The 12,834-nt window shown below is 56.6% G+C and carries 9 protein-coding genes; 4 read left to right on the top strand and 5 right to left on the bottom strand.

Annotation, left to right across the window (positions count from 1 at the left end):
* Nucleotides 1-29: 29 nt before the first annotated feature.
* The 4 genes from J3P79_RS11425 to J3P79_RS11410 are packed head-to-tail and all read right to left on the bottom strand — an operon-like array spanning nt 30 to nt 5,156.
* Nucleotides 30-251: a formate dehydrogenase subunit delta gene (locus tag J3P79_RS11425; protein WP_434610548.1), complete on the bottom strand. Its 222-nt coding sequence runs from the start codon at nt 249-251 to the stop codon at nt 30-32.
* Nucleotides 248-3,124, bottom strand: coding sequence for a formate dehydrogenase subunit alpha (fdhF, locus tag J3P79_RS11420; RefSeq protein WP_434610547.1), 2,877 nt, complete (start codon nt 3,122-3,124; stop codon nt 248-250). Before fdhF ends, J3P79_RS11425 begins: the two co-directional genes overlap by 4 nt.
* The gene (locus tag J3P79_RS11415) at nt 3,121-4,680 is read right to left on the bottom strand and encodes a formate dehydrogenase beta subunit (protein WP_434610545.1); all 1,560 of its coding nucleotides are present in this window, start codon (nt 4,678-4,680) and stop codon (nt 3,121-3,123) included. Before J3P79_RS11415 ends, fdhF begins: the two co-directional genes overlap by 4 nt.
* Nucleotides 4,674-5,156 (bottom strand): formate dehydrogenase subunit gamma, encoded by a 483-nt coding sequence (locus tag J3P79_RS11410; protein ID WP_434610544.1) that lies wholly within the window; start codon nt 5,154-5,156, stop codon nt 4,674-4,676. The genes J3P79_RS11415 and J3P79_RS11410 overlap by 7 nt, the downstream gene beginning before the upstream one ends.
* A gap of 460 nt (nt 5,157-5,616) precedes the next feature.
* Here J3P79_RS11410 and J3P79_RS11405 point away from each other — a divergent pair, with 460 nt between their 5' ends.
* The 3 genes from J3P79_RS11405 to J3P79_RS11395 are packed head-to-tail and all read left to right on the top strand — an operon-like array spanning nt 5,617 to nt 10,224.
* Nucleotides 5,617-7,104 (top strand): DUF6531 domain-containing protein, encoded by a 1,488-nt coding sequence (locus J3P79_RS11405; protein WP_434610541.1) that lies wholly within the window; start codon nt 5,617-5,619, stop codon nt 7,102-7,104.
* Nucleotides 7,105-7,121: 17 nt separating this feature from the next.
* A complete protein-coding gene (locus tag J3P79_RS11400; protein ID WP_434610539.1) occupies nt 7,122-9,746 on the top strand; it encodes an RHS repeat-associated core domain-containing protein in 2,625 nt (874 codons plus the stop codon).
* Between the two features lie 49 nt (nt 9,747-9,795).
* A complete protein-coding gene (locus J3P79_RS11395; RefSeq protein ID WP_434610536.1) occupies nt 9,796-10,224 on the top strand; it encodes a hypothetical protein in 429 nt (142 codons plus the stop codon).
* 1,095 nt (nt 10,225-11,319) lie between these two features.
* On the opposite strand, the gene J3P79_RS11390 is transcribed toward J3P79_RS11395, so the two are convergent.
* On the bottom strand, nt 11,320-12,249 hold the full coding sequence (locus tag J3P79_RS11390; RefSeq protein ID WP_434610533.1) for a LysR family transcriptional regulator: 930 nt from the start codon (nt 12,247-12,249) through the stop codon (nt 11,320-11,322).
* A gap of 155 nt (nt 12,250-12,404) precedes the next feature.
* On the opposite strand from J3P79_RS11390, the gene J3P79_RS11385 reads away from it, so the two are divergent.
* Nucleotides 12,405-12,821 carry a cyclophilin-like fold protein gene (locus J3P79_RS11385; RefSeq protein WP_434611433.1) on the top strand — a complete coding sequence of 139 codons (417 nt, stop codon included), beginning with the start codon at nt 12,405-12,407 and terminating at the stop codon, nt 12,819-12,821.
* Nucleotides 12,822-12,834 lie beyond the last annotated feature (13 nt).

Here is a 12,834-nt window from a genome sequence, read left to right as displayed (position 1 = left end):
GGATTGCTTGCTTCGGTCGAGGGCGAGCGTCAGGTAGCACCCTCCGGCTCTTTCAACGCCGCCAACACCAACGGATGCAACACCGCATCCGGATTTTTCTCCTTCCACGCCCCCAGGTCCCGGCGCATGCCCGGCGTCCAGAAGTTCTTGATGTGCTGTCGAATGCCAGCCACCGCCAGCGCCTGGTCAGGCTCGGTGGCGAAATAACGGGCGATCTCGTTGGCCATCTTGATCAGGTTCTGAGCGCTCATCGACGCACCTCGGCTTTTTCCGCATGACGGCGTTCCTTGAGCAAACGGCGTTGTTCATCGCTGAAGGCCTGGTAACGCTTCTGCCATTCCGAAGGCTGGCTGACCCGGACGATTTCCACCGCCGTCACTTTGTATTCCGGGCAGTTGGTGGCCCAGTCGGAGTTGTCGGTGGTGATGACGTTGGCGCCGGATTCGGGGAAGTGGAACGTGGTGTAGACCACGCCCGGCGCCACCCGCTCGGTCACTTTGGCCCGCAGCACAGTCTGCCCGGCGCGGCTGCTGATGCCGACCCAATCGTCTTCGGCGATACCACGGTTCTCGGCGTCGGTCGGGTGGATTTCCAGGCGATCCTCCTCATGCCAGGCGACGTTGTCGGTGCGCCGGGTCTGGGCACCGACGTTGTACTGGCTGAGGATGCGTCCAGTGGTCAGCAACAGCGGATAACGACCGTTGACCTTCTCGTCGGTGGGTACGTAGCCGGTGAGCATGAAACGTCCTTTGCCACGCACGAACTCCTCCATGTGCATGGTCGGCGTGCCGTCCGGCGCGGCATCGTTGCACGGCCACTGCAGGCTGCCGTGACGCTCCAGTTCGGCATAGCTGACGCGGCTGAACGTCGGTGTCAGGCGGGCGATTTCATCCATTATTTCCGAAGGATGGTTGTAATGCATCTTGTAGCCCAAGGCATCGGCCAGGGCGATGGTGGCTTCCCAGTCGGCCTTGCCGGCCAACGGGTCCATCACCTTGCGCACGCGGGAGATGCGGCGTTCGGCGTTGGTGAAGGTGCCGTCCTTTTCCAGGAACGAGCTGCCCGGCAGGAACACGTGGGCGAACTTGGCCGTTTCGTTGAGGAAAATGTCCTGGACGATCACGCATTCCAGCGCGGACAGCGCGGCCGTCACATGCTGGGTGTTGGGATCGCTCTGGGCGATGTCTTCGCCTTGGCAGTAAAGCGCCTTGAAAGTGCCGTCCAGCGCCGCCTCGAACATGTTCGGGATGCGCAGGCCCGGATCGGGTTGCAGGGTCACGTTCCAGGCTTGCTCGAACTGGGTGCGCACCGTTTCGTTGGAGATGTGCCGGTAGCCGGGCAGTTCGTGGGGGAACGAGCCCATGTCGCAGGAGCCCTGGACGTTGTTCTGCCCACGCAACGGGTTCACGCCGACACCTTCGCGACCGATGTTGCCGGTGGCCATGGCCAGGTTGGCGATGCCCATCACCGACGTGCTGCCCTGGCTGTGTTCGGTGACGCCGAGGCCATAGTAGATGGCCGCGTTGCCACCCGTGGCGTAAACCCGCGCGGCGGCGCGGATCTGTTCGGCAGGCACGCCGCAGACCGGGCCGAGGGCCTCGGGGGAGTTTTCCGGCAGGCTGACGAAATCGCGCCAACGGGCGAAATCCGTCGCCTCGCAACGCGCCTTGACGAAAGGCTCGTCAACCAGGCCTTCAGTGACGATCACATGGGCCAACGCGTTGAGCATCGCCACGTTGGTGCCCGGACGCAGTTGCAAGTGCAGCTCGGCACGGGCATGGGGCGAATCCACCAGGTCGATGCGCCGTGGGTCGATGACGATCAACCGCGCACCCTGGCGCAGGCGGCGCTTGAGTTGCGAGCCGAATACCGGGTGTGCATCGGTGGGGTTGGCGCCCATCACCAGGATAACGTCGGCCTTCATCACCGAATCGAAATTCTGGGTGCCGGCGGACTCGCCCAAGGTTTGCTTTAGGCCATAACCAGTCGGCGAATGGCAGACACGGGCGCAGGTGTCGACGTTGTTGTTGCCGAACGCTGTGCGCACCAGTTTTTGCACCAGGTAGGTTTCTTCGTTGGTGCAGCGGCTGGAGGTGATGCCGCCGATGGAATCGCGCCCGTACTTGAGCTGGATGCGCCGCAGTTCACTGGCCGCATAGGTGACCGCCTCGTCCCAGCTGACTTCCTGCCACGGATCGTGGATGTGCTTGCGGATCATCGGCTTGGTGATGCGATCCGGGTGGGTCGCGTAGCCCCAGGCGAAGCGGCCCTTGACGCAGGAATGACCGTGGTTGGCCTGGCCGTTCTTGTCCGGGACCATGCGCACCAGTTGTTCGCCTTTCATTTCGGCGCGGAACGAGCAACCCACGCCGCAATAGGCGCAGGTGGTGATGACGCTGCGCTCCGGCTGGCCGATCTCCACCACGCTTTTGTCGATCAGCGTGGCCGTCGGGCAGGCCTGGACGCAGGCGCCACAGGACACGCATTCGGAATCGAGGAAGTTCTCGCCGCCAGCCGCTTCCACACGGGACTCGAAGCCGCGCCCGCTGATGGTCAGGGCGAAGGTGCCCTGGATTTCCTCGCAGGCCCGCACACAGCGACTGCAAACGATGCACTTGCTCGGGTCATAATCAAAATAAGGGTTGGACACGTCCTTGGCTTCGGCCAGGTGATTGGCGCCTTCGTAGCCGTAGCGCACCTCACGCAGGCCCACCTGCCCCGCCACGGTCTGCAATTCGCAGTTGCCGTTGGCCGGGCACGTCAGGCAGTCCAGCGGGTGGTCGGAAATGTACAGTTCCATCACGTTGCGGCGCAGCGTGGCGAGTTTGGACGTTTGCGTGCGCACCACCATGCCGTCGGTCACCGGTGTGGTGCACGAGGCTGGATAGCCGCGCATGCCGTCGATTTCCACCAGGCACATGCGGCAGGAGCCGAAGGCTTCCATGCTGTCGGTGGCGCACAGTTTGGGGATGGTGGTGCCGAGCAAGGCCGCCGCGCGCATCACCGACGTGCCGGAGGGAACGCTGATTTCGCGCCCGTCGATGGTCAGGCTGACTTGCACGTCGCTTTCGCGGGCCGGGGTGCCCAGGTCGATGTCGCTGGCTGGATCGAAGATGGTGATCATTGGTCGGCCTCCGTGGTCGCCAGACCGAAGTCGGCGGGGAAATGCTTGAGGGCGCTGGCGACGGGGTAGGACGTCATCCCACCGAGGGCACAGAGCGAGCCGTATTGCAGGGTGTCGCAGAGGTCATGCAGCAACAACGCCTGTTCCTGGCGGGCATTGGCATCGGTGCTGGCGAGCAGGCGATCCACCACCTCGACGCCACGGGTCGAACCGATGCGGCAAGGCGTGCATTTGCCGCAGGATTCCTCGGCGCAGAATTGCAAGGCGAACCGGGCCATCCTGGCCATGTCCAGGCTGTCATCGGCGACCACCACGCCACCGTGGCCGAGCATCGCGCCCATGGCGGCGAACGCTTCGTAGTCCAGCGGCGTATCGAATTGCGAAGGTGGCACCCAGGCCCCCAACGGCCCGCCGACTTGCGCGGCCTTCAGCGGACGACCGCTCGCGGTACCGCCGCCGTATTCTTCCACCAACTCGCGAAGGCTCAGGCCGAACGCCCGCTCCACCAGGCCGCCACGGCGGACGTTGCCAGCCAATTGGAATGGCATGGTGCCCAGGGAACGGCCCATGCCGAAATCACGATAGAACTTCGCGCCTTTCTCCAGGATCACCGGTACCGAGGCCAGCGTCACCACGTTATGCACCAGCGTCGGCAAGCCGAACAGGCCCTGCAATGCCGGCAGCGGCGGCTTGGCGCGCACGGTGCCGCGCTTGCCTTCGAGGGATTCGAGCAGCGCGGTTTCCTCGCCACAGATGTACGCGCCAGCCCCGACCCGGACTTCAAGTTCGAAGGCGCGACCACTGCCGCCCACATCCGCGCCCAGGTAACCGGCGTCGCGGGCGATGCGCAGTGCTTCGTTCAGCGTGCTGACGGCGTCCGGATACTCCGAGCGCACGTAGATGTAACCCATCGTCGCGCCCACGGCGATGCCGGCGATGATCATGCCTTCGATCAACAGGAACGGGTCGCCTTCCATCAGCATGCGGTCGGCAAAGGTGCCGGAGTCGCCTTCGTCGGCATTGCAGACCACGTATTTCTGCGGTCCCGGGGCGTCGCGCACGGTGCGCCATTTGATGCCCGCCGGAAATGCAGCGCCTCCTCGCCCACGCAGGCCGGAATCAAGCACTTGGGCTACCACCTCTGCGCCATCCGTCTGGATGGACCGGGCCAGCCCGAGAAAACCGCCTTGGGCGCGGTAATCATCGAGGGACAACGGCTGGGTGATGCCGGCACGTGCGAACAGCAGGCGTTGCTGACTCTTGAGGTAGGGAATGTGTTCAACCAATCCCAATGCCGATGGATGGCTGCCTGGATCACTCGCCAGTGCATCGAGCAGGCCCGACACGTCTTGGGCGGTGACCGGACCAAAACCCAAACGCCCTTCGGGCGTCTCCAGCTCCACCAACGGTTCCAGCCAATAAAGCCCGCGGGAACTGGTGCGCACCACCTGCAACGGCAGTTGACGCCGTTCGGCCTCGCGGACCAGCGCATCGGCCACCTTGTCCGCACCGACGGCGCGGGCCACTGAATCACGGGGAATGCAGAGGGTCAGCATGGACCGTCCTCCAGGCAACCATCCACCAATTGGCGCAGGCGTTCCGGGGTCAGCCGCGCGTGCAGTTCCCCATCCAGCTCCAGGGCCGGCGAACAGACGCAAGCGCCGAGGCAATAGACCGGCCGCAGGCTGATCGCTCCGTCGGCACTGGTGCCGTGATCATCCAGCGAAAGCTGTTCGCGCAACTGCGCCGCCAGGCCCTCGGCGCCCATGCTCTGGCACGACTCGGCCCGGCACAGGCGCAGGGTATGGCGCGCCGGTGGCGTGGTGCGAAAGTCGTGGTAGAAGCTGATGACGCCGCGCACTTCAGCCTGGCTGAGGTTGAGGGCATGGGCGATTTCAGGGACGGCGGTGTCGGGAACGTACCCGCAACCTTCCTGGATGGCATGGAGGATGGGCAACAAGGCACCGGGGGTGCCCTTCTCGCGCGCCAGCACGCTGTGAATCAGAGGCAGGTGAAGCGTCTCATCAGGCATAAACGTACCTCGGCATCTCGAACGACAACGCCGCGTGGCGCTGGTCGTTCGGAGTCTTGGCGGCGGCGTCCGGCCCACGTCACGGTAGCGTGGCATTCCGATCGCCATTCTCGCTCTCCGGCCAGGTGTCTTTAGCGCACTTGGTCCGGGGCATCTTCACAGCTTGCCACTCCCGGGGACTGGCGATTGCATATGGACGACTAAACGTGTTCTGAAAGCGACTAGACGTGAAAAGTTGTCCTGCATCCACGAAAGGCAAATGCACAAGTGAGTGTAGGCGATCCACAGCTATCAAGGGGAATGGGCAGCTACTGGGCGTTTTCCAGACTGTTGGTGTAGAACGCGCTTCGCCAGGCAACAACATAAAGTTACAGACGCAATACATATGTATCGTTTCACAGTCTCGCATCAAGAGATCATTCAAGGAATTTAAACAACCCAAAAAACGCAAGGACGCCAAATGTTACTTAAAAAACTGAGCTCATGCGCTCTATCCCTCTTACTGCTCGCCCTCAGCTTGGACACATTCGCAGAGTATTATTGGCACATACAACCAGAAGCTTGGGATTGGAAGGGACCACAGAAAAATCATCTATCCCCAGAACTAGCCTGTCGATTTCTGCACGAAAACACTGGGTACGAACTGTATGAATACGGCTCTGCCACTCCCACCTCATGGGAAAACCAATGGACCTGTAACCTTTTCTATGGTGACGGACCGGAGGACAATCTAGCCATATCGATATACAGGCATGGCAACTCATGCGAAGCCGGTAAAATTTTTAATAAATCCACTGAACAATGCGAAGCCCAAGGGGTGGACAACAGCTGCCCTTCAAGCCTCACAGGAAATCCGATAAGTTTCGTAACAGGCTACAAAATACAATTCGAAAATGATTACTCTGTTTCGAACTCACATTCAGCTTTAAATCCACTCGAGTTTTCAAAGTCCTACAGAAGCGCCGATGGAGTATGGCGACATGGCTATTCATCCAGATTAAGTATTGAAGAGAACCTGATCACGCTTATTCATCATGACGGAAATCGCTCCCACTTCGAAAAGGAAGGTGCGTCGTATAAGGGTAAACCACCAGAAACAGGCAAGCTCACCCGCCTGTCAAACCGTTGGGTTTATCATGCTTCCAACAACCATGCATATGAGTTTGACGGCGACGGAAGGCTCATAACGCTTATCAAATCAGGCAGCACACTAAACATCACATACTTAAATACCGTCGCAACTGTCACCGATGGCTTTGGCAACACTTTAACGTTTACTGAGGACGCAAACAAACAACCTCTTACCGTCACAGCGGACAACGTAAATATTAGCTACACCTATAACAATTACAAACAACTTGCTTCGATGACCAAAAACCATCCAAATCAAACTGAAAACAAACAATACCTCTATCAAGACCCCAACAACAGCAGATTGCTGACCGGCATTATCGATGAACGCGGGGTGCGTTACGCCACATGGACCTATGATGAACAAGGACGCGCCATTTCAAGTGAGCACGCTGCTGGAGCTGAAAAGGTCCTGGTCAGTTACAACAGTGATGGATCGTCCACGGTCACTAACGCGTTGGGCAAGCAGACGCACTATCAATTTGAAGTGACTCAAGGCATCAAACGCATCAAATCCATTACAGGTTTTCCATCGGTCAACTGTCCCGATAGCAACTCAACGTTCACCTACGACACCCGCGGTCTGCTGACAACAAAGACCGACAACAATGCCAATGTAACCACCTATCTCTACAACGACCGAGGCCTGGAAACCTCTCGCACGGAAGCGAGCGGCACTTCTCTAGCGAGAACGACCACCACCGAATGGCACCCGACGCTGTATTCCCCAGTGCGCATCAACGAACCGGATCGCTCCATTCAATACACCTACGACACTCAAGGGCGCCAGCTCGGTAAAACAATCATTTCACGTTAATTCAGAAGGATCTGAATATGAACACATTGATATGCAAAGTTGCTCTGTTTGCTCTCGTTTTGGGGGGAACCATTACCGCCCTTCCTCTTTGTCAAGCTGCCGAACGTGGCTGGTCGTTTACCTACACCACTCAAGGGCTGCTGGAGTCTTCGAACGGCCCCCGGACAGATGTAAGCGACATTACCCGCTACGAATACGATCCCAAAGGACGTCTGGCGCGCATTATCAACGCACTCGGGCACACCACCTCGTTTTCCAACTTTGACACCACCGGCAAACCTAAGACAGTTGTCGACTCCAATGGTGTTATTACAAACCTGACCTATTCACCACAAGGCTGGGTGAGGTCGTTGAGTACCGCTACCGGCACTGTGCGCTTTGAACACAATGCCGTGGGCGACATCACCAAGATCATCCGCGCAGACAATAGCTTGTCGACTTACACCTGGGACGAGGCAAGGCGGCTCATTCGAGCGACCAATAACTTAGGGGAGCAGATCGAATTTGATCTCGATCCGATGGGGAACCGGACTGCAGTACGGATCAAGGACAAGACCGGTAAGCTGACCAAGCAACATCAATGGGTGTATGACGAACTGGGTCGTTTGCTGCGCTCAGTGGGGGCTACCGGCCAGACAAGCCGGACACAGTACGACCTCAACGATAATCCAATCGAGCTGACCAACCCCCGCGATCACAGCCATCAACGGGCCTTTGACCCACTGAACCGATTGGTGACGAATACTGATCCGCTTAATGGCATCACTCAACTTGAGTACGATCATCAGGATAACCTCACGCAAGTCCGCGACCCACGTGGTGCGACCACTCAATATCAATACGACGGTCTGGGAAACCTCACGCGGGTGAACAGTCCTGACAGCGGAGCCACTCACTACCAGCACGATGCCGCAGGCAACGTGACGCAACAGGTGGACGCGCGTGGTGTGGTCACGACTTTTACCTACGATGCGCTCAATCGCCTGACCGCCCGCCGCTATCCGACGAACCCGGCGCTGGACGTTCAGTTCCACTACGATTCGATTGCGGCCGGTAACAAAGGCATCGGCCGACTGACAGCCGTGGAGGACGTCAACGGGGTGCTGAATTACACCTACGACGCCCAAGGCAACGTTACAACCCAAAGGCAAACGGCGCCTGCAAATACAGCGACTCAGCCAGAACAAATCGGCTATGGATACGATGTCGCCAATCGGTTGAGCAGGATCGATTATCCAACAGGTTTCAGCATCGTCTACTCACGCAACACCGCTGGGCAGATCAGCCAAGTGCAAATCCAGCACGGCACAGGCCAGCCAACCGCGTTCGCCAGTAATATCACGTATCAACCTTTCGGCCCGCTTAAAAGCCTGACCTGGGCCAACGAGACTACGCTTCAACGCATCTACGATCTGGACTACCGGCTGACCGCTCAAACCGTCGCAGGCCAGAGCGAGACCTATACCTACGACGCCCAGGGAAACATGACTCAATTGCAACGCGACTCAGTCGACAACCATGACTACAGCTATGACCCACTGGATCGCCTGGTAGGAGAATCTACGGCCTTCAACCGGATGACTTACGTTTATGATCCGGCGGGTAACCGCACCCGAAAAGCGCTCAGCACGTTGATTGACGGCGAGTTGCGTGTCACCGCTGGCACGTCTTATCAGTATGGGGCGAGCAACAATCGGTTGACGCATGCAGGCACCCACTCGGTAGAATTCGACGCGGCAGGCAACCTGACCGCAGAACGCGCCAATCGTCAGTTTTCCTACGACGAGCAGAATCGCCTAAGCAAAGTGAAAATCAAGGGGGTTACCAAGGCTCGGTTCCGCTACAACGCTCTCGGCCAACGCAGCCAGAAAATCACCTCTCAAGGCACCACAACGTTTATCTACGGATTAAATGACGAACTTCTTGGCGAGCATTTATACGACAAGCAAGGCAAGAAGCTGAAAAGTCAGTTCTATATCTGGCTCGAAGGAGTGCCCTTGGGCGGGATCAGTGTGAGCTACGGTGCAACGGGCGCGCCAGCAAACAGCGCCGAGTTCTACCTCCATAGCGACCACCTCAATACACCTCGAATCGCAACGAACGCCGCGCGCACCAAGGTATGGGAATGGGTTTCCGATGCATTTGGTACAAAGCAAGCCAGCGGACAACTGGAAATCAATCTGCGCTTTCCCGGTCAGTATTACGATGTCGAGACTGGACTCCACTATAACTATTTTCGTGATTACGACCCGAAAACTGGACGCTATGTGCAGAGTGATCCGATTGGGTTGGCCGGAGGGATCAATACCTATGGATATGTGGAAGGGAATCCGATTAGCTTTTTTGATCCATATGGCCTTGCCAAGCCAGACCTAGGCAGCGGCGTGGAATCGCACAATGGTGGCAAGGAGCATGTACATTGGGGAGATAAATCTAGTCCTCGGGAAAATGCTGTAAACAAGGACGGTTCAATCAGACACGGCAAAGAGCCTCCCCAAAAAATAAAAGACAAGATAAATAATAAGTTTAATTGGAATCTAAAAATCCCTTCCATGCTAATCCCGCTCTCCCCTGAAATATTAGATAGAATAAATCCTGAGCGCCTCCCTGATCCAATGGAGGGTATACCAAGAGATTGTTAATATATCCGACCAAATCTAAATTCCCGAAGAAAAACCAGAGGCATTCAAAATGATCTACATTGAAGAAAACAACTTCGAGAGGCAAATAGACTTGATTTCTGCACTTGCAAATCAGGCGCCTTTTGACTTAGTTGCCTGGTTACATCCGGACTCCACCATCGATGCCATATTAGGCGTCAGTGTTTACAAATCAATCACAATAAATGCAGCGCCAGTTACCACCTACGCAAATGACGTTATTGCCAGCTGCACTCAACGACTTCGGGTGACCGACGCATTAATAAATAACATCACCCAAGAAAAAAACGTCATAGTAAAAAATTGTGACAGCCTATGTATCTACAGCCCCGAAAACCCTGAATGGCAAGCATGTACAATAGGTCACGAAGGAATGATATTGGTTAGAGATTTGGCTCTACTTAGCTATTTAAGGTCCTTAGATTTCAATGCATCACTGCATGCGCCATCTTGGTGGTGACTCATCGACACAAAACATGTAATGCGTAGAGCGCTACGATCCACTCATTCGCACAGAACGTAGCGCTCCACTATTGAACACATTGTCGACTGCCTCAATCTCTCACCGCCCTGGCGCTGGAAATATTATTGGAGCGCTATTGGGCCGGTCTACGCGTAGGACTGAATGGGTATCTTATCGACAAGCTACTAAGCGAATTCGAACCTGACGCAGAAGAAAAGAAAAAACCAATAGCTGATCTGTCCGGAAAAAAATGGGGCCAAGGACATCCCAAACTGGGCTAAAGGAGAGAGATCATTCAAAGGCGAATCTGGAAAAGATTTTGCTGATCGTCTTTTGGGCAAAAATACGGAGAAAATGGATACAACAAAGGACTCGCATCGGTGCATAATAAAACGAGGAAACGGGATGATCGTGCGTTCGAATCCGACAACTATAGAGATCCCGCGATGAATTTTGTTTACATACTCATACACACACATCAAATGCCCAGATAGAAATGACGATATAAAGTTTATAGGCGTCTATGCGGATCATGCATCAGCAGAAGAATCCGTAAAAAGAGCAAGCCTTAAAACTGGATTCTCGAAAACCAAAGATGGCTTTTTTATTGAAGGCTATCAGATAGGTAAGGATCATTGGATGGAAAGTTTTTTCACCTATGTGCCAGATGAAAAATAGATACTGAGTTTGAAATTCCGACATTGATCGCCTAGAGTCGGATTGAAAAAGCTGTGCAAGTCCGGCTTAACGGCTCTGAACAGGATAAACAATGATCGCATATGTTTTTTCGATACTGGGCTTGACATATATAAGCCTGATGATAATGGCGTATCCGCATGCAAAAAAGGGCCAAAGTATTGTAGTGGCCGGACCATGGTGGTGCCTTTTTAGGAATAGCTATAAAGAAAGCGTTGGAAATCTGTGCAATTTTGGCAGAGCCATCCTAGGAATCGACCTAATCCTTCTTGCTTTTATTTATTTATAGCGACACCAAAACGGTCTCTGTATCAAGACATCGCTTCATCAAGGAGCGACCTTCAAAGGGCCAGCCGCCAACAGCACACTGAAAACGACGACTGGTGCTTTTTAGCCTTATGGGCCAGCAGGCAACGGTTTCGAGGCATCCCCCTGGATGTCCTTGCGCAACGCATTGGCAACCAGTGTAAACGCAGGTGACGGTTGGCGCCGGCTCGGATAGTACAAATAGTAGCCTGAGAATGGCGGGCACCACGCTTCCAACACCCGCACCAACCGGCCCTCCTGAAGGTACGGTTCAAATTCTTCTTCCGGCAGGTAGGCAATGCCCAGCCCGGCCACTGCCGCCTGCACGATGTGCGTCGACGTGTTGAAGATGAGCTGGCCGTCCACGCGCACGTTCACTTGCTTGCCGTGTTGCTCGAAATCCCAGACATAAAGCCCGCCGGAGGTCGGCATGCGCTGGTTGATACAGCGATGGTTCATCAGGTCGCGAGGATGCCCGGGGATGGCGCGGCTGGCGAAGTACGCTGGCGAAGCCACCGCGGCCATTCGCAACGCAGGGCCTATCGGCACTGCCACCATGTCCTTGTCGATGGTGTCGCCCAAGCGCACCCCTGCATCGAAACGGTCGGCGACGATGTCACGAAAGCCGTAGCTGACGTCAAATTCCACGTTGATGTCCGGGTACTCGTGCAGCAGCCCGGTCAGTTTCGGCAGCAAGGTGGTGCGCAAGACATGGTCGCCGCAGGTGATGCGGACGATGCCTGCGGGCTTGTCGCGCATTTCGGTGAGCCTATCCAACTCGGTTTCGATCTCATCGAAACGATTGCCGATGGCGTGCAGCAGGCGTTCGCCCGCAATGGTCGGCGAAACGCTGCGGGTGGTCCGCGTGAGCAAGCGGATCTGCAGGCGTGCTTCCAGGCCTCTGATCGCCTGGCTCAGCGCCGACTGGGTGACGCCCAATGCGCCGGCAGCCCGGGTGAAGCTGCCCTCCCTCGCCACCGTGACGAAAGACAACAGATCGTTGAGATTTCTTTTGACCATGGCGAAAGCACTTCAAGGGAATTGATTAGCCATTCTTATAACCTCGTTAAGCATTCATTAGCTAGTCGCGCCACTGCCCACCGGTCACCATGTGCCCCATGAACAGGAACCCTTGGACAACTGCGATGAGGTCGGCCCGGCTTTTCTTGTTGCTGGTGACGCTCGTGCTTGGCAGCTACGCAACGATCAACGGTGCCGCGTCGGCATCTTCCACAACGGAGAAAACGGCTATGTGGATGACCGTCGGTGAACAGCGCTTCGCCATCACCTTGATCGACGGCGCTGCAGCCCAAGCGCTTGCCGGGCTATTGCCGCTGACGCTGGAGATGAGCGATCTCAATCGCAACGAGAAATACGCAACCCTACCCCAACCGCTACCCGCCAAGGCGAGCAGGCCGGGAACGATCCGCAACGGCGACCTGATGCTGTACGGCAAGGACACCCTGGTCGTGTTCTACAAGGACTTCGACTCAACCTACGCGTACACGCGCCTGGGCCATATCAACGACGCCTCTGGTCTCGCCCAAGCCCTGGGGCCGGGATCCATGCATGTGACGTTTACCCACGATTGATAACCCGCATCGA

This window comes from Pseudomonas sp. R1-7, assembly GCF_051132105.1.
GTDB lineage: Bacteria > Pseudomonadota > Gammaproteobacteria > Pseudomonadales > Pseudomonadaceae > Aquipseudomonas.
This window is presented reverse-complemented; position numbering and strand designations above follow the sequence as displayed.